This window comes from Flavobacterium ginsenosidimutans (assembly GCF_037478105.1).
GTDB lineage: Bacteria > Bacteroidota > Bacteroidia > Flavobacteriales > Flavobacteriaceae > Flavobacterium > Flavobacterium ginsenosidimutans.
This window is the reverse complement of record NZ_CP147988.1, coordinates 383,886-409,723: the sequence shown is the minus strand read 5'-3', so window position 1 is coordinate 409,723 and position 25,838 is coordinate 383,886. Positions and strand designations below refer to the sequence as shown.

Below are 25,838 nucleotides of genomic sequence, written 5' to 3'. Positions count from 1 at the left end.
GATATGTGAAAATTTTATGTTTTGATGATTCTTCAAAAATAGAGACAAAGACTTTAGTCTATTAAATAGATTAAAAATAATGTTTTCTTTTTGATGGTTTTAATGGTTACAGTTTTGCGATTTTCTTATGTTTTTTAATGAAATTAAGCTTAATGTAAAATTATAGTTAATAGTTTTTTTTAAATAAAAAAGCGGTTGCATGATGTTTTGCAACCGCTTTTTATTTATTGTAATATTATAAGTTAGAATTTATCCCAAAACAATTTAGTTTCTGCAGCGTCGCCACCAATTGCGGCACTTGCTTCTGTATAACTTGCTTTGTTTAATGACTGCTCAATAATTGGGTAAGTATAGCGCATTGGAAAACCGGATACAGCATCTGGCGGTGCAACTAAAACAGGAAAGTCTAATCTTCTGTAGAATGACCAGCCTTCAAATGAATTATTGTAAAAAGCGATCCAGCTTTGAGTTCCTATTTTTTGTTTCCATGTCCCTTCAGCAGTTGTGTAAGCAACATCAGGATTTGCTAAGTAAGTTGTAGCATCAGCTTCTGTTCCTCCCCAATCTAAAATGGAAGCAGTTATTGCGGCATTATAATGTGCTTCTGCATCTGAAGGAGTTCCGTATAAAGATCTTTCAGCGGCTTCTGCCAATAGAAATTCAGCTTCTGCATAGTCTAAGATTGTTCCTGGAAAGTCTGGAGCCTGAATTGTTGGTGTGATATGTGTTTTTTGTGCAAATGAATTACTTGCACCATTTTCCCCTCCAATATATTCGATTTCTGGCGTCAATGGGTCATCCATATTGTCATCAAAGTATTTTGGACGTCTCGGGTCACTCAAATTGTTCATCATATCAATTATAGTACTAGTTGGAACAAAATCAGAACGACCGCTCGCAACAAGATCTACATATAAAGGATTGGTGTTTGGTGTAGCAGTAAGATACTTTAAATCTGCATTGTCAAGATTTGATGTGAACACAAACGGAGCCGCACTTGACACGGTTGCTTGTGCCAATGCGCTTTCGGTAGGGATATCAGAAATGGTTATACCCATTCTTAATTTTAGAGTGTTTGCAAACTTAATCCATTTTGGTATATCTCCTCCATAGATCCTGTCATTGTCTCCAAAGCTTTTACCACCAGTATCTAATTTGGCTATTGCGTTGTTTAATCGGGTGATTAAATCTTTGTAAATTGTTAAGCCATCGTCGTACTTTGGTGTTTTGTAGTTAAGGTTTATAGCTTGAGAATATGGGACATTTCCGAATGTCTCAACTAATATGGCATAGGTGTAAACGTTTAAAACTTCTATGATAGCAAGTTTGTTTTGTTTGTCTAAAGGGTTTTCTGTTAGGCCAAGCGGTGTATTGGTAATGTTTTTGGCGCTTTGGTCTAAATCCTTTAGCACGTCTTTATATAAGAATTGCCAGTGTTGTTCTGGGATTGTTCTTGTAACTAAGTCGTAATTACTTTCGTCTGTGTAAACCGTCTCTGTAAAATACTGATTAATTAATCTAATAATGTTATTGTTGACATTTGTGTTTGTCATTTGATCTACCAAACTTTTTTGGGCACTTGTAAACAAAGCTTCTCCCGGTACATTTGATGGATCTTTTACGTTAACATTTAAATTTTCTATATCATCAGAGCAGGACGAAAAGGTTACTGCGGTTAGTATGATTATAAATATCTTTTTCATGATTTCTTGATTTTAAAATTGGATTTTAATGTTGAAGCTGATGTCTCTTGTAGATGGTAAAGATCCTGTTGAGTAGCCTTGTAAGTTACCAGCTCCTAATCCTGATTCTGGATCTGCATCTGGTAAGTTTTTGTGTATAATCCAAAGATTTGTTCCAACAACGCTAAAAGTCATTCCATTCATGAATGTGTTTTTTAATACTTTTTCTGGTAAAGAATATGTAATTGCTGTTTGTCTTAGTTTGATATAGCTCGCATCATACACAAATGCTTCATCTGGCAAACCTCTTCTGTAACCTTGAGCTCCAAATCGGCTTGCTTCAATTCTGGTGGTATTTACTGAGCCATCAGGATTTACTCCAGGATTTATAAATCCTCCACTATCAGATCCAGAAGTCAATGGATTTCTGATAGGGTTTCCTAATTCATTTAAATATGCTGTGTCGTCTGGTAGACCTGTTGCTAAACCATAATAACGGTCTAGTGAGAAGATCTGCCCGCCTTTTTGCATATCTATTAAGAATTCAAAAGAGAAGTTTTTGTAAGTGAATTTGTTGTTTAAACCTCCTGTGTAATCTGGATTTGCATTTCCAATTGCATTGTCTGATGTTGAAGTTTTTATATATTGACCATTAGTAGGGTCAACAACTCGCTGTCCGTTTAAGTATGTGTATTTTGTGCCATATATTACACCGTATGGTTGTCCGATAGCAGCGTTTATTGTTACACCTCCTTGAAAAGATCCTAATTGTAGATTATCGATACCATCTAAAAGGTCTAATACTTTGTTGCGATTTCTGGCAAAGTTTAAATTTACTTCCCATGAAAAACTATCTTTTTTTACCGGAGTACCATTTAAACTTATTTCAATCCCTTTGTTTTCAATTTCTCCTGCATTAATTAATTCATAAAGATATCCTGTAGAAGCAGTAAGTCTTAATGGGATTATTTGGTCAATTGAATTAGATTTATAGTAAGAGAAATCAAATCCTAATCTCTTCTTGAAGAAAGAAAGTTCTAAACCTGCTTCGTAGCTTTTTGTACGTTCTGGTTTTAAGTTTGGATTGTTCTTAGTGTCTTTTACTGATGCTGATGCGGCTCCGAATGCTGTGTTAACTGCATAGGTGTCTAAGACTCTGTCGAAACCAGGGCTGTTTCCAACTTCAGCATAGTTAAGTCTTACTTTTCCAAAGGATAGCCAATCTGCTTTTACGAATTTAGAAAATACAAAACTGGTAGAAACGGAAGGGTAGTAGTAAGAACTATTTGCTTCTGGAAGAGTTGAAGAGTGGTCTCTTCTGATTGTTCCCTCAAGGAATAAATAATCTTCATATCCAAAAGAAGCGCTTCCGTAAAGACCGTCTACACCAATAGCTTCGTCTCTTTCAACAGGTGCTAATAGTGGACTTACAGTATTTTGTAGGGAGTATAATTTTGGGATAGCAAGTCCGCCGTTTGTTGCAGCGAATATTGAATTGTAATAACTTCTTCTAATGTTAACTCCGACAACACCTTTTAAATTTAGTTTTTCTGTGATGTCTGTGTTGTAGTTTAACATGAAGTCATAATTGTATTCGCTGAAACCTATGTTTTTTCGTGAGTAACCTGATGATGCTGGGTTTCTGTTAAGAGAACCATCTCCACCTCCAGTTCCAATTCCAAAATCAACTGGCACACTTCCGATGGCTCTTCGTTCTTCTTGAAGTTCATCATAGGTGTCTACTGACATTCTTCCGAAAGCATCTAGCCAACTTGCGATTTTATAGTTTAAAGAAACATTTCCAATGAATCTGCTTCTGCTGTCTGATTCGTAATTTTCATAACGTTGAAAATAAGGGTTGTCCCAAAATATAGGAGTTGGATTAGTGTACGAGTTAGGATTCCATGTTACATTTCGTCCAGTAAGTTGATAAGCTTGTTTTAGACCTTGTATGTCAACGTTAGTTTGCCACCATTGTCTAAAATTTCCAGCGATGTTGTCATTGTATCCTGTACTGTTTCTACCAATTGTACTTGTTTTTGTGAAATTTCCATATCCAGCTACAGTTAATCTGTCGTTGATCAGGGTAGACGCATTCAATGTGAAAGTGTTTCTCTTTAAACTACTGTTTGGCATTAAACCTGTTTGATCAAGATTGTTAGCTCCTAATCTTAAATAACCATTTTCTAAGCCTTTATCTATTGAGATAGAGTTGGTAAGTGCTACTGGTTTTTCAAAAAAAGTAATTGGACCATTTTTTGCGGCTACCCAAGGTGTAGCTTTCATGTAATTTGGAGATTCAGGGTAAAATGCATCCCATTGATAAACCATTAAATTTGGATCAAAAGCTTGTCCATACGAAGCATCTTCAGTTAATGGAGTTACATTGTCTAAAATTCCGTCTCCGTTTATATCAATATGATCTAAATACGAATCTTCATCGGGGCCATAATAAGGTCCATATCCACCACCATACTGTTTTTGATATTTTATGAAAGTGCTTTTGTCGATAGAACCAATTGTTACACCTGAATTAACAGTAACAGAGAAACCTTTTGCTTTTTTGTTTCCTTTTTTTGTTGTTATAACAACAACTCCATTAGCAGCTCTTGATCCATAAAGTGCACTTGCCGCAGAACCTTTAAGGACGTTGATGGATTCGATGTCTTCAGGGTTAATGTCTGATGCGGCGCTTCCGTAGTCATAACCTGCTCCAGATTGTTCCTGATCTCTTGTGTTTGAATTGTTGTTGCTTACTGGAACTCCATCAATAACAAATAAAGCTTGGTTGTTTCCTGTTAGAGAAGAATTTCCTCTAATTACGATATTGGTGGAACCTCCAAAGTTTGTTGTTCTTTTTACTTGTACTCCAGAAACTTTTCCTGATATCGCATTTACAAAGTTGTCGCTTTTAACTGCGGCAAGGTTTTCTCCTTTAACTTCTTGAGTTGCATAACCAAGAGATTTTTTCTCTCTGGATAATCCTAAAGCTGTAACTACAACTCCCTCTAGTTGTTGTGCGTCGCTTGATAGTTTAGCATTAATTTTTGTTGAGCTAGCTGGGAATTCTTGAGATTTCATTCCAATGTAGCTAAAAACTAAAACTTGACTTGGTGTTGCTTTGATAGAATATTTTCCATCAAAATCGGTTTGTGTTCCAGTTTTTGTTCCTTTTACTAATACACTTACGCCTGGTAAAGGCATATTTGCATCATCGGTAACAATACCTGAAACAGTTCTTTCTTGCGCAAAGGTTAGTTGCGCGATTAGTGCTAGTAAAAGCACTAAGAATCTGTTAAACTTTGGTTTCATATTTGGTAAATATTTTGAATTAGTTATGTAATATTCGTAATTACTTACTAAAATTCCTAATATTTTGTTAACAGATTTTTATAAAAGATTAAAATTTAACATTATAACAGATTGTGAGGATACTGTTATAAAATTTTATTTCGGTTTGATTTGTGCTTCCGTTGGCTATAATTATCTTTAATAAACCATTTTTTGTTAGTAGTCCTAAACCTATGCCAGCACTGATTAAACTGTTGAATTTTTCGCTGTTTTTTATTGAAGTTTGATCTTGGTAAATCCCATAGTCAAGTATGGTGTGTATGTATAAATTTGAACTAAGCAGGTATCTGTATTCGGTAATGAATAGATTTGCAATATTTCCTTGTAAGCTATTTTCTGAGAAACCTCGAATTGAATTTAATCCTCCAAATCTGAAAAGTTCATTTGTTATGTAATTGTCACTTTTTAAATATAAGATTTGAGGGTTGATATAGATAAAGTTCTTTTTGTTTAATTCGAAATTGTAAGAAAAATTTAAGTTAGCATAAAATTGATTGGTTGCTACTGCGGTTTCGGCAGTGTTGTTTGTGGTTCTTTTTCCATAACCCAATAATAGATTTGCATATGATTTTCTTGGAAGCAGGTAATTGGAGCTGTTGATTTTTTTGTATTCTAGGGTAGAGGTGAGGTATGAGTTTTTAAAATCACTTAGTGTTGTGCTGTTGGTATTCTGGATGTCGCTTGATTCTGTTGATTGGTATCCAATGTATATTTTAGAGTTGTAATTTAAATAATAGCCTAAATCTATTGCGGTTTTTGTGTTTTGAAATGTACTGTCTTGTTTAAAAATATTTAGTTGGGCTTTTATTCCTAGCGCGGTTTTAAAAATATAAGGAACTTCAAGTCTTGTGTTGAATGTTGTTTGTTTATTGCCGTCACTTTTCCAGTATAGTGAAAATTGTTCGCCTGCATGAAGAGTGTTTATTAAGGAAATATCTAAATATCCGTTAAGTTGTATTTTTTTGCTGTCATCGTTTGAAAATCCAATATAGCCGTCAAAAGTGTTTGCTTTTCTTTTGTCTAGATATGTGTAAACTTTTGTTGAGTCTTTGGTGAATAAGATTTCGGGATATTTGGTTTGAGAAATAAACTCAAAGCTATTAATATCGTCAGAAAGTTTTTTAACGGTTTCTTGGTTGAAGGTATTGTTGAGATATTTTCTATTCAATTGCTTTAATGCTCCTTTAGGAAAATAATCTTTCAAAGAAGGGTTGGTGTAATTTACAATAATTGAGTTGAGGGTTCTTTTTTTTTCGGAATCAAAATTTAAGTCAGCGTAAATTATTGAATTCTTTTTTTTGATATTTTCCAGTTTGATTTTTGAAAAAGCAAAACCAGCTTTTTCTTTATCTGATATTTCTTGGTTCAAAAAATTTTCAAGTTCTGAATAGGGGATAATTATGCTGTCTTTTGATGTTTTTTTTGAATTATACAAGAGACTATTTGTACCTATATATATATGTAGCTCTTTTATCTTGTTTTTTAAGTCTATTAAAACTGTATAAGTGCTGTCATTTACCTTTTTGTTTTCTAGTGTTTTGGAATCTATGTAGCCTTGTTTTGTTAGTTTGTTTAAAGTTTCAGAAATTTCATTGTTGAGAGATTTTATGTTAACATGTTTTCTGATGTAAGGAATAGAGTCGATTGTTAAGTTTTGTTGTTTGTTAATTCCGTTTATATTCAGATAAAAAGATTGCGCAAAACAATTTGTTGATAGAAGTAAAATGAGTATGTATTGTAATTGTTTCAAAAGCAATTGTTTTGTTAGTTAAATGTAAAGCAAATATCTAATGTTTCTTTGTGAAATCATAGATATAAATAATGTTGTTGAAAATTAATGATTTAACGTTTGTATAGTGAAAAATATTTTATACATTTGCAACCCCGTAAAAAGCGGGAATTTAATAAACATAATAATTTTTAGTATTAATTATGCCAACAATTCAACAATTAGTAAGAACAGGAAGAACTCAGATCACTAAGAAGAGTAAATCGGTTGCTTTAGATTCTTGTCCTCAAAGAAGAGGGGTTTGTACGCGTGTTTACACTACTACACCAAAAAAACCAAACTCTGCAATGCGTAAAGTTGCGCGTGTACGTTTGACAAATGGTAATGAGGTGAATGCTTACATCCCAGGAGAAGGACATAATCTACAAGAGCACTCGATAGTATTAGTGCGAGGTGGAAGGGTAAAAGATTTACCAGGTGTTAGATATCATATCGTTCGTGGAGCTCTTGATACGTCAGGTGTTGCAGGAAGAACGCAAAGAAGATCTAAGTACGGTGCTAAACGCCCAAAAGAAGCAAAAAAGTAATTTAAAAACTTTTAAGAAAAAGACATGAGAAAAAGAGCGGCAAAGAAAAGACCACTTTTACCGGATCCAAGGTTTAATGACCAATTAGTAACACGTTTTGTGAATAACTTAATGTGGGATGGTAAGAAATCTACAGCTTTTAAAGTATTTTATGATGCTATTGATATCATTGAAACTAAAAAGCAAAATGATGAGAAAACTTCATTAGAGATCTGGAAAGATGCTTTAACAAACGTTATGCCTCACGTAGAAGTACGTAGCCGTAGAGTTGGTGGAGCTACATTCCAAATCCCAATGCAAATTCGTCCAGACAGAAAAATTTCTATGGCAATGAAGTGGTTAATACTTTATTCAAGAAGAAGAAATGAAAAATCTATGGCTCAGCGTTTAGCTTCAGAATGTTTAGCTGCGGCTAAAGAAGAAGGTGCTGCGGTTAAGAAAAGAATGGATACTCACAAAATGGCAGAAGCTAATAAGGCATTCTCTCACTTTAGATTTTAATTCGTAAAGAAATGGCTAGAGATTTAAAATATACTAGAAATATCGGGATCGCTGCTCACATTGATGCTGGTAAAACAACAACAACTGAGCGTATTCTTTTTTACACTGGAAAATCACATAAAATTGGTGAGGTACACGATGGTGCTGCAACAATGGACTGGATGGCGCAAGAGCAAGAAAGAGGTATTACAATTACTTCTGCTGCTACAACTTGTACTTGGAATTTTCCAACTGAGCAAGGTAAGACTCTTCCAGAATCATTACCTTATCACTTTAATATTATTGATACTCCTGGACACGTTGATTTTACTGTAGAGGTAAACCGTTCTTTACGTGTACTTGATGGTTTAGTTTTCTTATTTAGTGCTGTTGATGGTGTTGAGCCACAGTCAGAAACTAACTGGAGACTTGCTGATCAATATAGAGTTCCTCGTATGGGATTCGTAAACAAAATGGACCGTCAAGGTGCTAACTTTTTAGCTGTATGTGGACAGGTTAAAGATATGTTGAAATCGAATGCGGTTGCAATTACTTTGCCTATTGGTGATGAAGCAGATTTTAAAGGTATTGTTGACTTGGTGAAAAATCAAGCTATTGTATGGCATGATGAAACTCAAGGGGCTACTTTTGATATCGTTGATATCCCGGCTGATATGGTTGATGATGTAAAACACTACCGTTCTATCCTTATCGAAGAGATTGCAACTTATGATGAGAATCTTTTAGATAAATACATGGAAGATGAAAACTCTATTACAGAGGAAGAAATCAACAATGCATTAAGAGCGGCTACTATCGATATGGCAATCATTCCTATGCTTGCTGGTTCTTCTTTCAAAAACAAAGGAGTTCAATTCATGTTAGATGCTGTTTGTAAATATTTACCATCTCCATTAGATAAAGAAGGTATCGAAGGAATTCACCCTGATGATGCTGAATTATTAGAAGAAGATCAAACTAAAATCTTACGTCGCCCAGATGTAAAAGAGCCGTTTGCTGCTTTAGCATTTAAAATTGCTACTGATCCATTCGTAGGTCGTTTAGCTTTCTTCCGTGCTTACTCTGGACGTTTAGATGCTGGTTCTTATGTTTTAAATACTCGTTCTGGTAACAAAGAGAGAATTTCTCGTATTTACCAAATGCACGCTAACAAACAAAATCCAATCGAATTTATTGAGGCTGGAGATATTGGAGCTGCTGTAGGATTTAAAGATATTAAAACTGGAGATACGCTTTGTGATGAAAAGAATCCAATTATCTTGGAGTCTATGAAGTTTCCAGAGCCTGTAATCGGTATTGCTATCGAGCCTAAAACTAAAGCTGACGTTGATAAAATGGGTATGGCTTTGGCTAAATTAGCTGAAGAGGATCCAACATTTACTGTAAGAACTGATGAGGCTTCAGGTCAAACTATTATTTCTGGTATGGGTGAGCTTCACTTAGATATCTTAGTTGATCGTATGAAACGTGAGTTTAAAGTAGAGGTTAATCAAGGTGAGCCACAAGTAGAGTACAAAGAGGCGTTTACTAAATCTGCTCAACATAGAGAAACTTACAAGAAACAATCTGGAGGTCGTGGTAAATTCGGTGATATCGTATTTAGAATCGAACCTGCTGATGAAGTTGATGGTAAAGTTCCAGTTGGATTACAGTTCGTAAATGAGGTAAAAGGTGGTAACGTACCTAAAGAGTATATTCCTGCTGTTGAAAAAGGTTTCCGTGAGGCTATGAAAACAGGTCCATTAGCTGGATATGCTGTTGATAGTTTGAAAGTAACTTTATTAGATGGGTCTTTCCATCCTGTGGATTCTGATGCTCTTTCTTTTGAATTAGCTGCTAGAATGGGTTATAAAGAGTCAGGACGTGCTGCTGGAGCTGTTATTCTTGAGCCAATCATGAAAATCGAAGTTATTACTCCTGAAGAAAACATGGGTGATATCGTTGGTGACTTGAACCGTCGTAGAGGTCAAGTTAATGACATGGGTGATAGAAATGGTGCTAAAACTATTAAAGCTGATGTGCCTTTATCAGAAATGTTTGGTTATGTAACTACATTAAGAACATTATCTTCTGGTAGAGCTACTTCAACAATGGAGTTCTCTCACTATGCAGAAACACCTTCTAATATTTCAGAAGAGGTAATCAAAAAAGCAAAAGGTAACGCTTAATTTTAAGAAAATGAGTCAAAAAATCAGAATAAAACTAAAATCTTACGATCATATGTTAGTAGATAAATCTGCTGAAAAGATCGTGAAAACAGTAAAAACTACTGGAGCAGTTGTAACAGGTCCAATTCCGTTGCCAACTCACAAAAAACTTTTCACTGTATTGCGTTCTCCGCACGTTAACAAAAAAGCGAGAGAGCAATTTGAAGTAATGTCATACAAGAGATTGATTGATATTTATTCATCTTCATCTAAAACTATTGATGCTTTAATGAAACTTGAATTGCCAAGTGGAGTTGAAGTAGAGATTAAAGTATAATTTTTTTATATTTTTTTATATAAAAAGCGAGACATTATTTGTCTCGCTTTTTTTGTTTTTAAAAGTTGCTTTTAGTTTGCGGAATTTGAATTTTTGCGATTTTTTAAAATTTGTATTTTTTTATAAAAGCCTTTGTTTTAAAGGGATGCGAGTTTTTTTTTGTTGTGATTTAATTAATTTATTGTTAAGCCCGGAATGTTTGAAGGTTGAAAAAACAGAATCAAATTTTGTTGTAAATAAAGTTTGTTTTGACGGTGTTTTGATGCTTGGATTTTGATTATGAGCGATTTAATTTTCGCAACTGTTTGGTATATTCAATTTTAATATCTACTTTTGCACTCCCTGTTTGGAAATTTCTGTTATTTTCAAATTGAAGGGAATTTTAGTAATTAATAATTAATATTTATGTCTGGGTTAATTGGTAAGAAAATCGGCATGACTAGTATTTTTGACGAAAACGGGAAAAACATTCCTTGTACAGTAATCGAAGCTGGTCCATGTGTTGTTACCCAAGTCAGAACCAACGAGGTTGACGGGTACGAAGCGTTGCAACTTGGTTTCGATGACAAAAACGAGAAACATTCTACTAAAGCGGCTTTAGGTCACTTTAAGAAAGCTGGAACTGTTGCTAAGAAAAAAGTCGTTGAATTCCAAGATTTTGCAACTGAACAAAAATTAGGAGATCTAATTGATGTTACTATTTTTGAAGAAGGAGAATTTGTAGATGTACAAGGTGTATCTAAAGGTAAAGGTTTCCAAGGTGTTGTTAAACGTCACGGTTTTGGTGGAGTTGGACAAGCTACTCATGGTCAGCACAACCGTTTAAGAGCGCCAGGTTCTGTAGGAGCTTCTTCTTATCCATCTAGAGTATTCAAAGGAATGCGTATGGCTGGAAGAATGGGAGGAGAAAATGTGAAAATTCAAAACCTTAGAGTTTTAAAAGTAGTTGCTGAAAAGAATCTACTTGTTATTAAAGGATGTGTTCCTGGACATAAAAACTCTTATGTAATCATTCAGAAGTAATGGAAGTAAAAGTATTAGATTTCAACGGAAAAGATACTGGTAGAAAAGTTCAACTTTCTGATTCAGTATTCGCAATTGAACCAAATAATCACGCAGTATACCTTGATGTAAAGCAATATCTTGCTAATCAAAGACAAGGTACTCATAAAGCTAAAGAAAGAGCTGAAGTTGCTGGAAGTACGCGTAAGATTAAAAAACAAAAAGGAACTGGTACAGCTCGTGCGGGAAGTGCTAAAAATCCTTTGTTTAAAGGCGGTGGAACAGTTTTTGGGCCAAGACCAAGAAGTTATTCATTCAAATTGAATAAAGGCTTAAAGAGATTGGCTAGAAAATCAGCTTTCTCAATTAAAGCAAAAGAGGCTAACATTGTAGTTCTTGAAGACTTTAATTTTGAAGTACCAAACACTAAAAATTTCATTAACGTTTTGAAAGCTTTAGGGTTAGAAAATAAAAAATCTCTATTCGTGTTGGGTGAGTCAAATAAAAATGTATATTTGTCGTCACGCAATTTGAAGGCTTCAAATGTCGTAACTAGCTCAGAATTAAGCACTTACGCAATATTAAACGCTAATAATTTAGTGCTTTTAGAAGGTTCTTTAGAGTTAATTGAAGAAAATTTAAGTAAATAATAGGAATATGAGCATCATAATTAGACCTATAGTAACGGAAAAAGTAACCAAAGAAAGTGAAGTTCTAAACCGCTTCGGATTCGTTGTTAACAAAAAAGCAAACAAAGTTGAGATTAAGAAAGCTGTTGAAGCTGCTTATGGAGTGACTATCGTTTCTGTTAATACAATGAATGTGAGACCAGATAGATCTACTAAATACACTAAAAGTGGTTTAATAAGTGGAAAGACAAATGCATACAAAAAAGCAATTGTTCAAGTACAAGAAGGAGAAACAATTGATTTTTACAACAATATCTAAGATAGAAAAATGTCAGTAAGAAAATTAAAACCTATTACCCCAGGTCAGCGATTTAGAGTTGTGAATGGTTATGACGCCATTACAACTGATAAGCCGGAACGCTCTTTGATAGCGCCGATAAAAAACTCTGGAGGTAGAAATAGTCAAGGAAAGATGACCATGCGTTATACGGGTGGTGGTCACAAGCAGAGATATCGTATTATTGATTTCAAAAGAACTAAAGATGGAATTCCAGCTACAGTGAAATCAATCGAATACGATCCAAATCGTACTGCGTTTATCGCTTTATTAGCTTATGCTGATGGAGAGAAAACTTATATTATCGCACAAAACGGATTGAAAGTTGGTCAGAAATTAGTTTCTGGTCCAGAATCTCAACCTGAAATCGGTAATACTTTACCTTTAAGCAGAATTCCTCTTGGAACTGTTATATCTTGTATTGAGTTACGTCCAGGACAAGGAGCAGTAATTGCTCGTTCAGCTGGAACTTTTGCTCAGTTAATGGCAAGAGACGGGAAATATGCAACAATTAAAATGCCATCTGGGGAGACAAGATTGATCTTGCTAACTTGTTCGGCTACAATTGGAGCTGTTTCTAATTCTGACCACCAATTAGTTGTATCTGGAAAAGCAGGTAGAACAAGATGGTTAGGAAGAAGACCTAGAACTAGACCAGTAGCGATGAACCCAGTTGATCACCCTATGGGAGGTGGTGAAGGACGTTCTTCAGGAGGGCACCCACGTTCAAGAAACGGAGTACCAGCTAAAGGTTACAGAACTCGTTCTAAGAAAAACCCGAGTAACAAGTATATCGTAGAACGTAGAAAGAAATAATAAGATATGGCACGTTCATTAAAAAAAGGACCTTTCGTTCATTATAAATTAGACAAGAAAGTTCAAGAAAACGTAGAAAGTGGTAAAAATGCAGTTGTTAAGACTTGGTCTAGAGCTTCAATGATTACTCCAGATTTCGTTGGACAAACTATCGCAGTTCATAACGGTCGTCAATTTGTACCAGTTTACGTAACAGAAAACATGGTAGGTCACAAATTAGGAGAGTTTTCACCAACTAGATCTTTTAGAGGTCATGCTGGAGCAAAAAATAAAGGTAAAAAATAAGAAGCAATGGGAGTTCGTAAAAGAGAAACAGCAGATGCGAGAAAAGAGGCTAATAAGTCTATTGCTTTCGCAAAATTGAATAACTGCCCTACTTCACCTAGAAAAATGCGCTTAGTAGCGGACTTGGTAAGAGGTCAGAAGGTAGAAAGAGCACTTAACATTTTAAGATTCAGTTCTAAAGAAGCTTCAAGAAAATTAGAAAAACTATTATTATCTGCAATCAACAACTGGGAGCAAAAAAATAGTGAAGGTAATTTAGAAGAAGCTGGATTATTTGTTAAAGAGATCAGAGTAGATGGTGGAATGATGTTAAAAAGACTTCGTCCAGCTCCACAAGGTCGTGCACACAGAATAAGAAAACGTTCTAATCACGTAACAATCGTGCTTGGAGCTATCAATAACACACAAAGCAATTCTTAAGCAGCATGGGACAAAAGACAAATCCAATTGGAAATAGACTTGGTATCATCAGAGGATGGGACTCAAACTGGTATGGTGGAAATGATTACGGTGATAAATTAGCCGAAGATCACAAAATCAGAAAGTATATCCATGCTCGTTTATCAAAAGCTAGTGTATCAAAAGTAATCATCGAGAGAACTTTGAAACTTGTAACCGTTACTATCACTACTGCTAGACCTGGTATCATTATCGGAAAAGGTGGACAAGAGGTAGACAAGTTAAAAGAAGAACTTAAGAAAGTTACTGACAAGGAGGTTCAAATCAACATCTTTGAAATCAAAAGACCTGAGTTAGATGCTTATCTTGTGGCGACAAGCATCGCTCGTCAAATCGAAAGCCGTATTTCTTACAGACGTGCAATCAAAATGGCTATTGCTGCTTCAATGCGTATGAACGCTGAAGGTATCAAAGTTTTGATTTCTGGTCGTTTGAATGGTGCTGAGATGGCGCGTTCGGAAGGTTTCAAAGAAGGTAGAATTCCTCTATCAACTTTCAGAGCTGACATTGATTATGCACTTGCTGAAGCTCATACTACTTATGGTAGAATGGGAATCAAAGTGTGGATCATGAAAGGTGAAGTTTACGGTAAGAGAGAACTTTCTCCACTTGCTGGAATGGATAAAAAACAATCTGGTACAGGTGGTGGAAAAGGTGGAGATGCTCCTAGAGGCAAATCTAACTTTAACAAAGGTGGAAAACCAGACGCTCGTAAAAGAAAGTAAATTTTTAAACTAAAGAAAAATGTTACAGCCTAAAAGAACAAAATACCGTAAGGTACAAAAAGGTAGAATGAAAGGTAACTCTCAAAGAGGGCATGAACTTTCAAATGGAATGTTTGGTATTAAATCTGTACATGAAGATGGAATGTTCTTAACTTCTCGTCAAATCGAAGCTGCGCGTATTGCTGCAACTCGTTACATGAAGAGAGAGGGACAATTATGGATTAAAATTTTCCCAGACAAACCTATTACTAAGAAGCCTCTTGAAGTACGTATGGGTAAAGGTAAAGGAGCAGTTGAGTATTGGGCTGCTGTTGTTAAACCAGGAAGAATTATGTTTGAAGTTGGAGGAGTTCCGTTATCAGTTGCAAAAGAGGCATTGCGTCTTGCAGCTCAGAAACTTCCAGTAAAAACTAAATTCGTCGTTGCTAGAGATTTCGAAGCATAATTTATAATTTATTATGAAACAATCAGAAATAAAAGATCTTTCTGCAGCGGAGTTGCAAGAAAAGCTTAGTCAAACTAAGAAAGTATATGCTGACCTAAAAATGGCTCATGCTATCTCTCCAATTGCTAACCCACTTCAAATTAGAAGCGTTAGAAGAACAGTTGCAAGATTAGCTACAGAGTTAACTAAAAGAGAGTTACAATAATTGTATTCTGCTGAAAGATGGAAGAAAAAAGAAATTTAAGAAAAGAAAGAATAGGTGTTGTTACTTCAAATAAAATGGATAAGTCTATTGTTATTGCTGAAGTAAGAAAAGTAAAACACCCATTATACGGTAAGTTCGTGTTGAAAACAAAGAAATATGTTGCACACGACGAAACAAACGACTGTAACATTGGAGATACTGTAAGAATTAGCGAAACGCGTCCTTTAAGTAAAACAAAATGTTGGAGATTAGTTGAAATCTTAGAAAGAGCTAAATAATTATGGTACAACAGGAATCAAGACTAAAAGTAGCAGATAACACGGGAGCTAAGGAAGTTTTAACTATCCGTGTTTTAGGAGGTACCAAAAGAAGGTATGCCTCTGTTGGTGACAAGATTGTAGTATCTATTAAAGATGCAACTCCAAACGGAAACGTTAAAAAAGGAGCTGTTTCAACTGCAGTTGTTGTGCGTACCAAAAAAGAAGTGAGAAGAGCTGATGGTTCTTATATCCGTTTCGATGACAATGCATGTGTTCTTTTGAATGCTGCAGGGGAAATGAGAGGAACACGTGTTTTTGGTCCGGTAGCAAGAGAACTTCGTGAAAAACAATTCATGAAAATTGTATCATTAGCACCAGAAGTGCTTTAATTCGTTTTAAGATGATAAAGCTAAAAATAAAATCAGGAGATATCGTAAGAGTTATTGCTGGAGACCATAAAGGTGCTGAAGGTAAAGTTTTGCGTGTTTACCGTGAGAAAAATAAAGCGATAGTTGAAGGTGTAAACATGGTTTCAAAACATACAAAACCAAGTGCTAAAAACCCTCAAGGTGGTATCGTTAAGAAAGAAGCTTCTATTCAAATTTCTAACATTTCTCTAATTGATCCTAAAACTAAGGAGACAACTAGAGTTGGTATTAGAGTAGAGGGAGATAAGAAAGTAAGATTTTCAAAAAAATCTAATCAAGTACTATAGTAATGGCATATACACCTAGACTAAAAGAAGAATATAAGAGTAGAGTAATCTCTGCTCTTAAAGAAGAGTTCGGATATACAAACGTAATGCAAGTTCCAAAACTTGAAAAAATCGTTTTGAGCCGTGGAGTTGGTGCAGCTGTATCTGATAAAAAACTTATTGACTATGCTGTTGATGAGTTAACAAAGATCACTGGACAAAAAGCAGTATCTACAATTTCTAAGAAAGACGTTGCGTCTTTCAAATTGAGAAAAGGGATGCCTATTGGAGCAAAAGTAACTTTACGTGGAGAAAGAATGTATGAGTTTTTAGATAGACTTATTACTTCATCTTTACCACGCGTTAGAGATTTTAGTGGTATCAAAGCTACTGGTTTCGACGGAAGAGGTAACTACAATCTTGGAGTTTTAGAGCAAATCATTTTCCCAGAAATTGATATTGATAAAGTAAACAAAATTTCAGGAATGGATATTACATTTGTTACTACTGCAAAAACAGACAAGGAAGCAAAGTCATTATTGGCTGAATTAGGATTACCTTTTAAAAAGAATTAAGACATGGCTAAAGAATCAATGAAGGCCCGTGAGGTTAAAAGAGAGAAAACGGTAGCTAAGTATGCTGAAAAGAGAAAAGCTTTATTAGAAGCTGGAGACTATGAAGGTTTACAAAAATTACCTAAAAATGCTTCACCAGTTCGTTTACACAACCGTTGTAAATTAACAGGTAGACCAAGAGGTTATATCCGTCAATTTGGTATTTCTCGTGTAACTTTCCGTGAAATGGCTAATAATGGATTAATTCCTGGTGTTAAAAAAGCATCTTGGTAATCTCGCAATAAGTTATTACTTTTGCAAACCAAAAAATAATTTTAATTGATTAAAGGTTCGGGAGACGTGTGTCTCCCGAAAACCATAATCGCAATCAAATACATATGTATACAGATCCTATTGCAGATTATTTGACTAGAGTTCGTAACGCTGTGGCTGCAAACCACAAAGTTGTTGAAATTCCAGCTTCTAATCTTAAAAAAGAAATAACTAAGATCTTATTTGATCAAGGTTATATCTTAAGTTACAAATTTGAACAGAACACTGTACAAGGTTCTATCAAAATTGCTTTGAAGTATGATAAAGATACTAAAGAGCCTGTAATCAAAGATATCCAAAGAATTAGTAAACCTGGTTTACGTAAGTACGCAGGTGCTGCCAAATTACCTAGAATCCTTAATGGATTAGGAATTGCTATTGTTTCTACATCAAAAGGTTTGATGACTGGAAAACAAGCTAAGCAATTAAATGTAGGTGGTGAAGTAATTTGTTACGTATACTAATTTTAAACACTAGATAAGATGTCAAGAATAGGTAAAAGCCCAATTGTAATCCCTGCTGGTGTAACTGTTGAAGTTAAAGACGGTATTATTACAGTAAAAGGAAAAAAAGGTCAACTGGTTCAGGAGTTTTCGGACGTAACTGTAACTGTTGAAGGTGATCAAGTTTCAGTAGAAAGATCATCTGATCATAAAGACCATAGAGCAAAACACGGATTATTCAGATCTTTGATCAGTAATATGGTTGTTGGTGTATCTGAAGGTTTCACAAAAGAACTAGAATTAGTTGGAGTTGGTTATAGAGCTTCAAACCAAGGTCAAAAATTAGATTTAGCTCTTGGATATTCTCACAATATTGTTTTAGAAATTGCTCCAGAAGTATCTTTAGAAACAATATCTGAAAAAGGTAAGAACCCTATCGTAAAATTAACATCATTTGATAAACAACTTTTAGGTCAAGTTGCTGCGAAAATCAGAGGTTTCCGTAAGCCAGAGCCATATAAAGGTAAAGGTGTTAAATTTGTGGGTGAAGTATTAAGAAGAAAAGCAGGTAAATCAGCTTAAAAAATAAGATTATGTCATTAACAAAATCTGAAAGAAGACAGAGAATTAAATTCAGAATTAGAAAATCGGTTAGTGGTTCTGCTACAAGACCAAGACTTTCTGTTTTTAGAAGTAATAAAGAAATTTACGCTCAAATCATTGATGATGTAAATGGAGTTACTATATTAGCTGCATCTTCTAGAGAAAAAGAAATAGGAAAAGGTACTAACGTTGAAATTGCTGCTGCTGTTGGAAAATTAGTTGCAGAGAAAGCGTTAAAAGCTGGGATTGATACCATCACTTTTGATAGAGGTGGATATTTATATCACGGTCGTATTAAATCATTAGCGGAAGGCGCAAGAGCTGCTGGACTTAAATTCTAATATATTATGTCTAAATACAAAAATGTAGAATTGGTAAAACCTAGTGGTCTTGAACTTAAAGATCGTCTAGTAAGTGTTAATCGTGTTACTAAAGTTACAAAAGGTGGTAGAGCTTTCGGTTTTTCTGCTATTGTAGTTGTAGGTGATGAAAATGGAGTTGTTGGTCATGGATTAGGAAAATCTAAAGATGTTTCTGAAGCAATTGCGAAAGCAGTAGAAGATGCTAAGAAAAATTTAGTTAGAATTCCTTTGAACGGACAATCTGTTCCTCACGAACAAAAAGGTAAATTTGGTGGTGCACGTGTATTCTTAATTCCAGCGTCTCATGGTACTGGAGTTATTGCTGGTGGAGCTGTTCGTTCAGTTCTTGAATCAGTAGGTATTCACGATGTATTGTCTAAATCTCAAGGATCATCAAATCCACATAACGTAGTAAAAGCAACTTTTGATGCTTTATTGCAAATGAGAAGCGCTCATACTGTTGCAAAACAAAGAGGTGTTTCTTTAGAGAAAGTTTTTAAAGGTTAATTAGGAAATTATGGCTAAATTATTAGTAAAACAAGTAAGAAGCAAAATCAACTGCCCTCTTTCTCAAAAAAGAGGATTGGAAGCTTTAGGTCTACGTAAAATTGGACAAGTTGTGGAGCATGAGTCAAATCCTGCTATCCTTGGGATGATAAACAAAGTTAAACACTTAGTTTCTGTTGAAGAAGCTAAATAACAAATACTGTTATGAATTTAAGTAACTTACAACCTGCTGAGGGGTCTACACACAATCAAAATAAAAGATTAGGTAGAGGAGAAGGTTCTGGAAAAGGTGGTACCGCTGCACGTGGACACAAAGGAGCAAAATCTCGTTCTGGTTATTCTAAAAAGATTGGTTTTGAGGGAGGGCAGATGCCACTTCAAAGACGTGTACCTAAGTTTGGTTTCAAAAACATCAATCGTAAAGAATACGAAGGTGTTAATTTAGATACTCTTCAATTATTAGTTGATAACGGTGCAATTACTGATTCTGTTTCTATGACAGAGTTTGTAGCAAATCGTCTAGCTACTAAAAATGAAATCGTTAAGATTTTAGGTAGAGGAGAATTGAAAGCAAAATTAAAAGTAACTGCCCACAAATTTACTGCTACTGCAAAAGCTGCTATTGAAGCTGCTGGTGGAGAAGCTGTAACTATATAACTTATCTATTAAGATGAAGAAATTTATTGAATCAATAAGTAATGTTTGGAAAATCGAAGAACTAAAAAATAGAATCTTAATTACATTAGGATTGCTTTTAGTATATCGTTTTGGAGCACACGTTACGCTTCCTGGAATTGACGCAACGCAATTGACTGGTTTAGCGGGACAAACTAAAAATGGTCTAGGATCTATTCTAGACATGTTCACCGGGGGTGCTTTCTCTAAGGCTTCAGTTTTTGCCTTAGGTATCATGCCTTATATTTCTGCGTCTATTGTTGTTCAGTTGATGGGGATTGCGATTCCATATTTACAAAAACTTCAAAATGATGGGGAAAGTGGTAGAAAAAAGATTAATCAAATCACTCGTTGGTTGACAATCGCTATCACATTGGTTCAAGGTCCAACTTATATCTATAATTTATACAGAACATTGCCTAGTAATGCATTTTTGCTAGGCTTTAATTCTCCTGAATTTTTGTTCTCGTCTGTTATCATTTTGGTTACTGGTACAATTTTTGCTATGTGGCTGGGTGAGAAAATTACAGATAAAGGTATTGGAAATGGTATTTCATTGTTAATTATGGTTGGTATTTTAGCTCGTTTACCACAAGCTTTTATCCAAGAGTTTACAACTCGTGTTACCAATAACAATGGAGGTCCAATGTTATTAGTTATTGAAATTATTGTGTGGTTATTAGTTATCATTTCTTGTGTATTGCTTACAATGGCAGTACGTAGAATCCCTGTGCAGTATGCTCGTCGTACAACTACAGGAGATTACGAGCAAGATTTGGCAGGAGGTAATAGACAATGGATTCCTCTAAAGCTTAATGCTTCTGGAGTTATGCCAATTATTTTTGCTCAGGCAATTATGTTTATTCCTGCAGCTGTAGCTGGATTGTCTAAATCAGATACATCACAATCTATTGTTGGTGCATTTAGTAATATGTTTGGTTTCTGGTATAATTTTGTTTTTGCAACTTTAATTATTGTATTTACATTCTTTTATACTGCAATCACTGTACCTACTAACAAAATGGCTGATGATTTAAAAAGAAGCGGTGGTTTTATCCCAGGTGTACGCCCAGGAGCTGAAACTTCTGATTTCCTTGATAAAGTGATGTCTTTAATAACTTTCCCAGGATCTTTATTCCTTGCTTTGATTGCTGTGTTCCCAGCTATTGTTGTAAGTATTATGGATGTACAACAATCTTGGGCAATGTTTTTTGGAGGTACCTCATTAATAATTATGGTTGGTGTTGCAATAGATACTATTCAACAGATCAATTCATACTTGTTAAATAAACATTATGATGGTTTAATGAAGACTGGTAAAAATAGAAAAGCGGTAGCTTAATATATTTATGGCAAAACAATCAGCAATAGAACAAGACGGATCAATAATTGAAGCATTATCAAATGCTATGTTCCGTGTGGAGTTAGAAAATGGACATATTGTAATTGCTCATATTTCTGGTAAAATGCGAATGCATTACATCAAATTACTACCTGGTGATAAGGTGAAACTAGAAATGAGTCCTTATGATTTGTCAAAAGCAAGAATTACTTATCGATATTAAAGGATATTCACTATGAAAGTTAGAGCATCAGTAAAAAAGAGAAGTGCCGAGTGCATTATCGTGCGTAGAAAAGGGAGACTGTACGTAATAAACAAAAAGAATCCTAGATTTAAACAAAGACAAGGATAATTATGGCAAGAATAGCAGGGGTAGATATCCCAAAAAACAAAAGAGGTGTTATCGCACTTACCTACATCTTTGGATTAGGAAAAAGTAGAGCTATTGAGATTTTAGAAAAAGCTCAAGTTAGCCAAGATAAAAAAGTTCAAGATTGGAATGATGACGAAATCGGAGCAATTCGTGAAGCTGTTTCATTTTACAAAATTGAAGGAGAATTACGTTCTGAAATTTCTTTGAACATTAAACGTTTAATGGATATTGGATGTTACAGAGGTATTCGTCATAGATCTGGTCTTCCATTAAGAGGGCAAAGAACTAAAAACAACTCAAGAACAAGAAAAGGTAAAAGAAAAACTGTTGCTAACAAGAAAAAAGCAACTAAATAATAAGTAATATGGCTAAAGCAACTGCAAAAAAACGTAAAGTTATCGTTGAATCAACGGGTGAGGCTCATATTTCTGCCACTTTTAATAACATTATTATTTCTTTGACTAATAAGAAAGGTGAAGTTATCTCTTGGTCTTCAGCTGGTAAAATGGGTTTCAGAGGTTCTAAAAAGAACACTCCTTATGCAGCTCAAATGGCAGCAGAAGATTGCGCTAAAGTAGCACTTGAGGCAGGACTTAAAAAAGTGAAAGTTTATGTAAAAGGACCAGGTAACGGACGTGAGTCTGCTATCCGTTCTATTCATAACGGTGGAATTGAAGTTACTGAGATTATCGATGTTACTCCAATGCCGCACAACGGATGTCGTCCTCCAAAAAGACGTAGAGTTTAATTTTTTATTTTTATAGTATAAACAAGGTAGAACATAGATTATCGAAGGATTAGACCTGAATTCATAATTTCTACCTTAAATTTTTTTTTAAAATGGCAAGATATACTGGTCCTAAAACCAAAATCGCTCGTAAATTTGGCGAGGCAATCTTCGGAGATGATAAATCTTTCGAAAAAAGAAATTACCCACCTGGACAACACGGGATGGCTAAAAAAAGAGGAAAAAAATCTGAGTACGCTGTTCAGTTAATGGAAAAGCAAAAAGCTAAATATTCTTATGGAATTTTAGAAAAACAATTCAGAAATTTATTCGAAAAAGCATCAGCGACTAAAGGAGTAACTGGTGAAGTTTTATTACAATTATGCGAAGCAAGATTAGATAATGTTGTTTTTAGAATGGGAATTGCTCCATCTAGAAGAGGTGCGCGTCAAATCGTTTCTCACAGACACATTACTGTAAATGGAGAGGTTGTTAATATTCCTTCTTACCACCTTAAGCCTGGTGATAAAGTTGCAGTTCGTGAAAAATCTAAATCTCTAGAAGCTATCGAACGTTCTTTATCAAATTCAAGTCATGTTTATGAATGGATTACTTGGAACAATGATCTTAAAGAAGGAACTTTTGTTTCTGTACCTGCGAGACTTCAAATTCCAGAAAACATTAAAGAACAATTAATCGTAGAGTTGTACAACAAATAATAATTGACTTAGTCGAAATTTATGGCAATATTTAATTTTCAAAAGCCCGATAAAGTTATCATGATCGATTCAACCGATTTTGAAGGTAAATTCGAATTTAGACCTTTAGAACCTGGTTATGGATTGACAGTTGGTAATGCACTTAGAAGAGTTTTGCTTTCAGCATTAGAAGGTTATGCAATTACATCTGTTCGTATCGAAGGTGTAGATCATGAGTTTTCTACTATTTCAGGTGTTGTTGAAGATGTTACCGAAATTATCCTTAATCTAAAACAAGTACGTTTCAAACGTCAAATTGAAGATATCGATAATGAATCAGTTACTATTTCTGTTTCTGGTAAAGATCAATTAACAGCAGGTGATTTTCAAAAATTTATTTCAGGTTTCCAGGTTCTGAATCCAGACTTAGTTATTTGTAATTTAGATTCAAAAATCAAATTGAATTTCGATTTAACTATCGAAAAAGGTAGAGGATACGTGCCTGCTGAGGAAAACAAAAAACAGAATGCTGCAATTGGAACGATTTTTACAGATTCTATTTTTACTCCGGTAAAAAATGTAAAATATGCAATCGAAAATTTCCGTGTAGAGCAAAAAACAGATTACGAAAAATTAGTTTTTGAAATCAAAACTGATGGATCTATTAATCCAAAAGACGCTCTTACTGAAGCTGCTAAAGTTTTAATTCACCATTTCATGTTGTTTTCTGATGAAAGAATTACACTTGAGGCTGACGAAATTGCACAAACAGAATCGTATGATGAAGAGTCATTGCATATGAGACAATTGCTTAAAACTAAGCTTGTTGATATGGATTTATCTGTGAGAGCATTAAATTGCTTGAAAGCGGCTGAAGTTGATACACTTGGTGATTTAGTATCGTTCAATAAAAATGACCTAATGAAATTCCGTAATTTCGGTAAAAAATCTTTAACTGAACTTGATGAACTTGTTGCAGTGAAGAATTTAACTTTCGGAATGGATTTAGCTAAATACAAATTAGATAAAGAATAATTTACTTCATATTTTGCTCTCCATAGTGGATTGTAGCAAGATGAAGATAAAAAAAACACGTCATGAGACACGGAAAAAAATTCAACCACTTAAGCAGACAGACTGGACATAGAAAGGCTATGTTAGCTAATATGGCTTGTTCTCTTATTGAGCACAAACGTATTAATACTACTGTTGCTAAAGCTAAAGCGCTTAAACAATTTGTTGAGCCTTTAATCACAAAATCAAAAGAAGATACGACTCACAATCGTCGTATTGTTTTTGCTTACTTGCGCAGTAAATATGCGGTAACTGATTTGTTCAGAGATGTAGCTGCTAAAGTTGGAGACCGTCCAGGAGGATACACTCGTATCATTAAAGTTGGAAATCGTTTGGGAGATAACGCTGATATGGCGATGATCGAACTTGTTGACTTCAATGAACTTTACAACGGAGGTAAAAAAGAAGTTAAAAAAGCGAAAAGCCGTCGTGGTGGTAAAGCTAAAAAAGCTGAAACTGCTGCTCCAGAAGCTCCTGCTGCTGAAACAGAAACGACTACTGAAGCTTCTGAATAATTATGAGAGTAATCATTCTATAATATTAAAGGATAAACTAATTTTTAGTTTATCCTTTTTTTTTGATTTTTTTGAAATCATAAAAATGTAACTTATTTAAAATGTTAGGTTTTATTTTTACGAATGAAAGTTTTAAAAAATCTTGGAAGCGCTCTTTTAAAGAAGTAAATTTGCAAAATATCTAATTATAAATGAAGCTTTTTAGTTTCATACACAATTAAAAAAAACAATACAAATTAAAGAATGAAATACACAACACGACAAAGCGCCATTTTATTACTAAGTGATGGAACTATTTTTCATGGAAAGTCTATCGGTATTAGCGGTAAAACTTTTGGTGAAGTTTGTTTTAATACTGGAATGACCGGATATCAGGAGATTTTTACAGATCCTTCGTATTTTGGGCAAATTATGGTTACTACTAATCCGCACATCGGGAATTATGGTATAAATGATTTAGAAGTTGAATCAGACAGCGTGAAAATTGCTGGTTTAGTTTGTAAAAATTTTAGCTTTAACTATTCTAGAGAAGGTGCTTCAGGTAGCTTAGAAGATTATTTTGCAAAACAAAATTTAATCTGTATCTCTGATGTAGATACTAGAGCTCTGGTTAGTTATATTCGTGATAATGGTGCAATGAACGCTGTTATCTGTACAGATGGAACTTCAATTGAAGACTTGAAAAAAGAATTGGCAAATGTGCCAAATATGGAAGGTCTTGAGTTAGCGTCAAAAGTGTCTACAAAAGAACCTTATTTTATTGGAGATGAAAATGCGACATTCAAAATTTCGGCACTGGATCTTGGAATTAAAAAGAATATCTTGAGAAACTTTGCAAAAAGAGATTGTTATATTAAGGTTTTTCCATACGATACAAGTTATGAGGAGTTAAGTGCATTTAATCCAGATGGATATTTCTTATCTAATGGGCCTGGTGATCCAGATCCGCTTCATGGAGTAATAGAGGTTGCTAAGAGCATTATTGCAGATGATAAACCTTTGTTTGGGATCTGTTTAGGTCATCAGATTATTGCATTAGCAAATGGAGTTCAGACTTATAAAATGTTTGGAGGACACCGAGGGATTAATCATCCAGTAAAAAATCTTCTTACAGGTAAAGGAGAGATTACTTCTCAAAATCATGGATTCGCTGTAAAAAGAGAAGCTTTAGAAGGTCATCCAGAATTAGAGCTGACTCATATACATTTAAATGATGATACAGTTGCGGGGATGCGAATGAAGAATAAGAATTGTTTTTCTGTTCAATATCACCCAGAAGCTAGTCCAGGACCACACGATTCGTCATATTTGTTTGATCAATTTGTTGAGAACATTAAAAGTAGTAAGGTCTAAAACGATGTAGTTAATAAATAAAGGTGTTTAATGACTAAAATGCGTTTATAGTATTAAATATTTTTATAATTTCGAAAAAAAAATATAA

General features: G+C 34.5%; 36 protein-coding genes. 33 read left to right on the top strand and 3 right to left on the bottom strand.

From position 1 onward, the window contains the following. Positions 1-242 precede the first annotated feature (242 nt). The 3 genes from V6624_RS02010 to V6624_RS02000 all read right to left on the bottom strand — a co-directional run bounded on the left by V6624_RS02010 (position 243) and on the right by V6624_RS02000 (position 6,402). Positions 243-1,703 carry a SusD/RagB family nutrient-binding outer membrane lipoprotein gene (locus tag V6624_RS02010; RefSeq protein ID WP_338840701.1) on the bottom strand — a complete coding sequence of 487 codons (1,461 nt, stop codon included), beginning with the start codon at positions 1,701-1,703 and terminating at the stop codon, positions 243-245. Positions 1,704-1,715: 12 nt separating this feature from the next. Next, the gene (locus V6624_RS02005) at positions 1,716-4,994 is read right to left on the bottom strand and encodes a SusC/RagA family TonB-linked outer membrane protein (RefSeq protein ID WP_338840700.1); all 3,279 of its coding nucleotides are present in this window, start codon (positions 4,992-4,994) and stop codon (positions 1,716-1,718) included. 88 nt (positions 4,995-5,082) lie between these two features. Further along, the gene (locus V6624_RS02000; protein ID WP_239455605.1) at positions 5,083-6,402 is read right to left on the bottom strand and encodes a hypothetical protein; all 1,320 of its coding nucleotides are present in this window, start codon (positions 6,400-6,402) and stop codon (positions 5,083-5,085) included. A 563-nt stretch (positions 6,403-6,965) separates the two neighbouring features. Here V6624_RS02000 and rpsL point away from each other — a divergent pair. The 33 genes from rpsL to carA all read left to right on the top strand — a co-directional run bounded on the left by rpsL (position 6,966) and on the right by carA (position 25,750). Next, positions 6,966-7,349 carry a 30S ribosomal protein S12 gene (gene rpsL / locus V6624_RS01995; RefSeq protein ID WP_007136570.1) on the top strand — a complete coding sequence of 128 codons (384 nt, stop codon included), beginning with the start codon at positions 6,966-6,968 and terminating at the stop codon, positions 7,347-7,349. Between the two features lie 24 nt (positions 7,350-7,373). Beyond that, the gene (gene rpsG, locus V6624_RS01990) at positions 7,374-7,850 is read left to right on the top strand and encodes a 30S ribosomal protein S7 (protein WP_026727879.1); all 477 of its coding nucleotides are present in this window, start codon (positions 7,374-7,376) and stop codon (positions 7,848-7,850) included. A gap of 11 nt (positions 7,851-7,861) precedes the next feature. Next, on the top strand, positions 7,862-10,018 hold the full coding sequence (gene fusA / locus V6624_RS01985) for an elongation factor G (RefSeq protein ID WP_111285046.1): 2,157 nt from the start codon (positions 7,862-7,864) through the stop codon (positions 10,016-10,018). Positions 10,019-10,028: 10 nt separating this feature from the next. Further along, positions 10,029-10,334: a 30S ribosomal protein S10 gene (gene rpsJ / locus V6624_RS01980; RefSeq protein WP_007803605.1), complete on the top strand. Its 306-nt coding sequence runs from the start codon at positions 10,029-10,031 to the stop codon at positions 10,332-10,334. Positions 10,335-10,739: 405 nt separating this feature from the next. After that, on the top strand, positions 10,740-11,357 hold the full coding sequence (rplC, locus tag V6624_RS01975) for a 50S ribosomal protein L3 (RefSeq protein WP_111285047.1): 618 nt from the start codon (positions 10,740-10,742) through the stop codon (positions 11,355-11,357). Beyond that, the gene (gene rplD / locus V6624_RS01970; protein ID WP_111285048.1) at positions 11,357-11,986 is read left to right on the top strand and encodes a 50S ribosomal protein L4; all 630 of its coding nucleotides are present in this window, start codon (positions 11,357-11,359) and stop codon (positions 11,984-11,986) included. The genes rplC and rplD overlap by 1 nt, the downstream gene beginning before the upstream one ends. Positions 11,987-11,993: 7 nt before the next feature. Beyond that, complete coding sequence (gene rplW, locus V6624_RS01965; RefSeq protein WP_008464286.1) at positions 11,994-12,284, top strand: 50S ribosomal protein L23; 291 nt, start codon at positions 11,994-11,996, stop codon at positions 12,282-12,284. A 9-nt stretch (positions 12,285-12,293) separates the two neighbouring features. Continuing rightward, positions 12,294-13,118 carry a 50S ribosomal protein L2 gene (rplB, locus tag V6624_RS01960; protein ID WP_110347732.1) on the top strand — a complete coding sequence of 275 codons (825 nt, stop codon included), beginning with the start codon at positions 12,294-12,296 and terminating at the stop codon, positions 13,116-13,118. A gap of 6 nt (positions 13,119-13,124) precedes the next feature. Continuing rightward, the gene (gene rpsS, locus V6624_RS01955; RefSeq protein WP_008464288.1) at positions 13,125-13,403 is read left to right on the top strand and encodes a 30S ribosomal protein S19; all 279 of its coding nucleotides are present in this window, start codon (positions 13,125-13,127) and stop codon (positions 13,401-13,403) included. Positions 13,404-13,409: 6 nt separating this feature from the next. Continuing rightward, the gene (rplV, locus tag V6624_RS01950; RefSeq protein WP_007803631.1) at positions 13,410-13,823 is read left to right on the top strand and encodes a 50S ribosomal protein L22; all 414 of its coding nucleotides are present in this window, start codon (positions 13,410-13,412) and stop codon (positions 13,821-13,823) included. A 5-nt stretch (positions 13,824-13,828) separates the two neighbouring features. Next, positions 13,829-14,587, top strand: coding sequence for a 30S ribosomal protein S3 (gene rpsC, locus V6624_RS01945; RefSeq protein WP_008464292.1), 759 nt, complete (start codon positions 13,829-13,831; stop codon positions 14,585-14,587). A 19-nt stretch (positions 14,588-14,606) separates the two neighbouring features. Then, a complete protein-coding gene (rplP, locus tag V6624_RS01940; RefSeq protein WP_008464295.1) occupies positions 14,607-15,032 on the top strand; it encodes a 50S ribosomal protein L16 in 426 nt (141 codons plus the stop codon). A gap of 13 nt (positions 15,033-15,045) precedes the next feature. Beyond that, the gene (gene rpmC / locus V6624_RS01935) at positions 15,046-15,237 is read left to right on the top strand and encodes a 50S ribosomal protein L29 (protein ID WP_008464297.1); all 192 of its coding nucleotides are present in this window, start codon (positions 15,046-15,048) and stop codon (positions 15,235-15,237) included. Between the two features lie 17 nt (positions 15,238-15,254). Continuing rightward, positions 15,255-15,515 carry a 30S ribosomal protein S17 gene (gene rpsQ / locus V6624_RS01930; RefSeq protein WP_007803646.1) on the top strand — a complete coding sequence of 87 codons (261 nt, stop codon included), beginning with the start codon at positions 15,255-15,257 and terminating at the stop codon, positions 15,513-15,515. Positions 15,516-15,517: 2 nt separating this feature from the next. Further along, positions 15,518-15,886 carry a 50S ribosomal protein L14 gene (gene rplN, locus V6624_RS01925; protein WP_007803649.1) on the top strand — a complete coding sequence of 123 codons (369 nt, stop codon included), beginning with the start codon at positions 15,518-15,520 and terminating at the stop codon, positions 15,884-15,886. Positions 15,887-15,897: 11 nt separating this feature from the next. Beyond that, a complete protein-coding gene (gene rplX, locus V6624_RS01920) occupies positions 15,898-16,212 on the top strand; it encodes a 50S ribosomal protein L24 (protein WP_007803650.1) in 315 nt (104 codons plus the stop codon). A 2-nt stretch (positions 16,213-16,214) separates the two neighbouring features. After that, on the top strand, positions 16,215-16,766 hold the full coding sequence (gene rplE, locus V6624_RS01915; RefSeq protein ID WP_111285049.1) for a 50S ribosomal protein L5: 552 nt from the start codon (positions 16,215-16,217) through the stop codon (positions 16,764-16,766). Positions 16,767-16,769: 3 nt separating this feature from the next. Next, on the top strand, positions 16,770-17,039 hold the full coding sequence (gene rpsN / locus V6624_RS01910; protein ID WP_031456037.1) for a 30S ribosomal protein S14: 270 nt from the start codon (positions 16,770-16,772) through the stop codon (positions 17,037-17,039). A gap of 104 nt (positions 17,040-17,143) precedes the next feature. Beyond that, on the top strand, positions 17,144-17,542 hold the full coding sequence (gene rpsH / locus V6624_RS01905; protein WP_008464306.1) for a 30S ribosomal protein S8: 399 nt from the start codon (positions 17,144-17,146) through the stop codon (positions 17,540-17,542). An 18-nt stretch (positions 17,543-17,560) separates the two neighbouring features. Beyond that, on the top strand, positions 17,561-18,103 hold the full coding sequence (rplF, locus tag V6624_RS01900; RefSeq protein ID WP_111285050.1) for a 50S ribosomal protein L6: 543 nt from the start codon (positions 17,561-17,563) through the stop codon (positions 18,101-18,103). Between the two features lie 11 nt (positions 18,104-18,114). After that, positions 18,115-18,465, top strand: a complete 351-nt coding sequence (rplR, locus tag V6624_RS01895; protein WP_111285051.1) for a 50S ribosomal protein L18 — start codon at positions 18,115-18,117, stop codon at positions 18,463-18,465. 3 nt (positions 18,466-18,468) lie between these two features. After that, positions 18,469-18,993, top strand: a complete 525-nt coding sequence (rpsE, locus tag V6624_RS01890; RefSeq protein WP_085949269.1) for a 30S ribosomal protein S5 — start codon at positions 18,469-18,471, stop codon at positions 18,991-18,993. Between the two features lie 10 nt (positions 18,994-19,003). Then, positions 19,004-19,186, top strand: a complete 183-nt coding sequence (rpmD, locus tag V6624_RS01885; protein WP_008464315.1) for a 50S ribosomal protein L30 — start codon at positions 19,004-19,006, stop codon at positions 19,184-19,186. An 11-nt stretch (positions 19,187-19,197) separates the two neighbouring features. Then, on the top strand, positions 19,198-19,650 hold the full coding sequence (rplO, locus tag V6624_RS01880; protein WP_095931496.1) for a 50S ribosomal protein L15: 453 nt from the start codon (positions 19,198-19,200) through the stop codon (positions 19,648-19,650). 13 nt (positions 19,651-19,663) lie between these two features. Next, positions 19,664-21,010 carry a preprotein translocase subunit SecY gene (gene secY / locus V6624_RS01875; protein ID WP_007803669.1) on the top strand — a complete coding sequence of 449 codons (1,347 nt, stop codon included), beginning with the start codon at positions 19,664-19,666 and terminating at the stop codon, positions 21,008-21,010. A gap of 7 nt (positions 21,011-21,017) precedes the next feature. Then, positions 21,018-21,233, top strand: coding sequence for a translation initiation factor IF-1 (infA, locus tag V6624_RS01870; protein WP_007136545.1), 216 nt, complete (start codon positions 21,018-21,020; stop codon positions 21,231-21,233). A 12-nt stretch (positions 21,234-21,245) separates the two neighbouring features. After that, complete coding sequence (ykgO, locus tag V6624_RS01865; protein ID WP_002987490.1) at positions 21,246-21,362, top strand: type B 50S ribosomal protein L36; 117 nt, start codon at positions 21,246-21,248, stop codon at positions 21,360-21,362. 2 nt (positions 21,363-21,364) lie between these two features. Further along, the gene (gene rpsM, locus V6624_RS01860) at positions 21,365-21,739 is read left to right on the top strand and encodes a 30S ribosomal protein S13 (protein ID WP_008464322.1); all 375 of its coding nucleotides are present in this window, start codon (positions 21,365-21,367) and stop codon (positions 21,737-21,739) included. A gap of 8 nt (positions 21,740-21,747) precedes the next feature. Further along, positions 21,748-22,131, top strand: coding sequence for a 30S ribosomal protein S11 (gene rpsK, locus V6624_RS01855; protein WP_026727866.1), 384 nt, complete (start codon positions 21,748-21,750; stop codon positions 22,129-22,131). A 92-nt stretch (positions 22,132-22,223) separates the two neighbouring features. Next, positions 22,224-22,829, top strand: coding sequence for a 30S ribosomal protein S4 (gene rpsD, locus V6624_RS01850; protein ID WP_008464326.1), 606 nt, complete (start codon positions 22,224-22,226; stop codon positions 22,827-22,829). A 21-nt stretch (positions 22,830-22,850) separates the two neighbouring features. Continuing rightward, positions 22,851-23,843 (top strand): DNA-directed RNA polymerase subunit alpha, encoded by a 993-nt coding sequence (locus V6624_RS01845; protein WP_008464329.1) that lies wholly within the window; start codon positions 22,851-22,853, stop codon positions 23,841-23,843. Between the two features lie 62 nt (positions 23,844-23,905). Next, the gene (gene rplQ / locus V6624_RS01840; protein WP_095931493.1) at positions 23,906-24,397 is read left to right on the top strand and encodes a 50S ribosomal protein L17; all 492 of its coding nucleotides are present in this window, start codon (positions 23,906-23,908) and stop codon (positions 24,395-24,397) included. Positions 24,398-24,640: 243 nt separating this feature from the next. Beyond that, positions 24,641-25,750, top strand: a complete 1,110-nt coding sequence (carA, locus tag V6624_RS01835; RefSeq protein WP_111285052.1) for a glutamine-hydrolyzing carbamoyl-phosphate synthase small subunit — start codon at positions 24,641-24,643, stop codon at positions 25,748-25,750. Positions 25,751-25,838: the final 88 nt, after the last annotated feature.

Coding starts and splice junctions, on each gene's coding strand:
- V6624_RS02010 (WP_338840701.1), bottom strand. CDS start 1,703: ATGAAAAAGATATTTATAATCATACTAACCGCAGTAACCTTTTCGTCC.
- V6624_RS02005 (WP_338840700.1), bottom strand. CDS start 4,994: ATGAAACCAAAGTTTAACAGATTCTTAGTGCTTTTACTAGCACTAATC.
- rpsL (WP_007136570.1), top strand. CDS start 6,966: ATGCCAACAATTCAACAATTAGTAAGAACAGGAAGAACTCAGATCACT.
- rpsG (WP_026727879.1), top strand. CDS start 7,374: ATGAGAAAAAGAGCGGCAAAGAAAAGACCACTTTTACCGGATCCAAGG.
- fusA (WP_111285046.1), top strand. CDS start 7,862: ATGGCTAGAGATTTAAAATATACTAGAAATATCGGGATCGCTGCTCAC.
- rpsJ (WP_007803605.1), top strand. CDS start 10,029: ATGAGTCAAAAAATCAGAATAAAACTAAAATCTTACGATCATATGTTA.
- rplC (WP_111285047.1), top strand. CDS start 10,740: ATGTCTGGGTTAATTGGTAAGAAAATCGGCATGACTAGTATTTTTGAC.
- rplD (WP_111285048.1), top strand. CDS start 11,357: ATGGAAGTAAAAGTATTAGATTTCAACGGAAAAGATACTGGTAGAAAA.
- rplW (WP_008464286.1), top strand. CDS start 11,994: ATGAGCATCATAATTAGACCTATAGTAACGGAAAAAGTAACCAAAGAA.
- rplB (WP_110347732.1), top strand. CDS start 12,294: ATGTCAGTAAGAAAATTAAAACCTATTACCCCAGGTCAGCGATTTAGA.
- rpsS (WP_008464288.1), top strand. CDS start 13,125: ATGGCACGTTCATTAAAAAAAGGACCTTTCGTTCATTATAAATTAGAC.
- rplV (WP_007803631.1), top strand. CDS start 13,410: ATGGGAGTTCGTAAAAGAGAAACAGCAGATGCGAGAAAAGAGGCTAAT.
- rpsC (WP_008464292.1), top strand. CDS start 13,829: ATGGGACAAAAGACAAATCCAATTGGAAATAGACTTGGTATCATCAGA.
- rplP (WP_008464295.1), top strand. CDS start 14,607: ATGTTACAGCCTAAAAGAACAAAATACCGTAAGGTACAAAAAGGTAGA.
- rpmC (WP_008464297.1), top strand. CDS start 15,046: ATGAAACAATCAGAAATAAAAGATCTTTCTGCAGCGGAGTTGCAAGAA.
- rpsQ (WP_007803646.1), top strand. CDS start 15,255: ATGGAAGAAAAAAGAAATTTAAGAAAAGAAAGAATAGGTGTTGTTACT.
- rplN (WP_007803649.1), top strand. CDS start 15,518: ATGGTACAACAGGAATCAAGACTAAAAGTAGCAGATAACACGGGAGCT.
- rplX (WP_007803650.1), top strand. CDS start 15,898: ATGATAAAGCTAAAAATAAAATCAGGAGATATCGTAAGAGTTATTGCT.
- rplE (WP_111285049.1), top strand. CDS start 16,215: ATGGCATATACACCTAGACTAAAAGAAGAATATAAGAGTAGAGTAATC.
- rpsN (WP_031456037.1), top strand. CDS start 16,770: ATGGCTAAAGAATCAATGAAGGCCCGTGAGGTTAAAAGAGAGAAAACG.
- rpsH (WP_008464306.1), top strand. CDS start 17,144: ATGTATACAGATCCTATTGCAGATTATTTGACTAGAGTTCGTAACGCT.
- rplF (WP_111285050.1), top strand. CDS start 17,561: ATGTCAAGAATAGGTAAAAGCCCAATTGTAATCCCTGCTGGTGTAACT.
- rplR (WP_111285051.1), top strand. CDS start 18,115: ATGTCATTAACAAAATCTGAAAGAAGACAGAGAATTAAATTCAGAATT.
- rpmD (WP_008464315.1), top strand. CDS start 19,004: ATGGCTAAATTATTAGTAAAACAAGTAAGAAGCAAAATCAACTGCCCT.
- rplO (WP_095931496.1), top strand. CDS start 19,198: ATGAATTTAAGTAACTTACAACCTGCTGAGGGGTCTACACACAATCAA.
- secY (WP_007803669.1), top strand. CDS start 19,664: ATGAAGAAATTTATTGAATCAATAAGTAATGTTTGGAAAATCGAAGAA.
- infA (WP_007136545.1), top strand. CDS start 21,018: ATGGCAAAACAATCAGCAATAGAACAAGACGGATCAATAATTGAAGCA.
- ykgO (WP_002987490.1), top strand. CDS start 21,246: ATGAAAGTTAGAGCATCAGTAAAAAAGAGAAGTGCCGAGTGCATTATC.
- rpsM (WP_008464322.1), top strand. CDS start 21,365: ATGGCAAGAATAGCAGGGGTAGATATCCCAAAAAACAAAAGAGGTGTT.
- rpsK (WP_026727866.1), top strand. CDS start 21,748: ATGGCTAAAGCAACTGCAAAAAAACGTAAAGTTATCGTTGAATCAACG.
- rpsD (WP_008464326.1), top strand. CDS start 22,224: ATGGCAAGATATACTGGTCCTAAAACCAAAATCGCTCGTAAATTTGGC.
- V6624_RS01845 (WP_008464329.1), top strand. CDS start 22,851: ATGGCAATATTTAATTTTCAAAAGCCCGATAAAGTTATCATGATCGAT.
- rplQ (WP_095931493.1), top strand. CDS start 23,906: ATGAGACACGGAAAAAAATTCAACCACTTAAGCAGACAGACTGGACAT.
- carA (WP_111285052.1), top strand. CDS start 24,641: ATGAAATACACAACACGACAAAGCGCCATTTTATTACTAAGTGATGGA.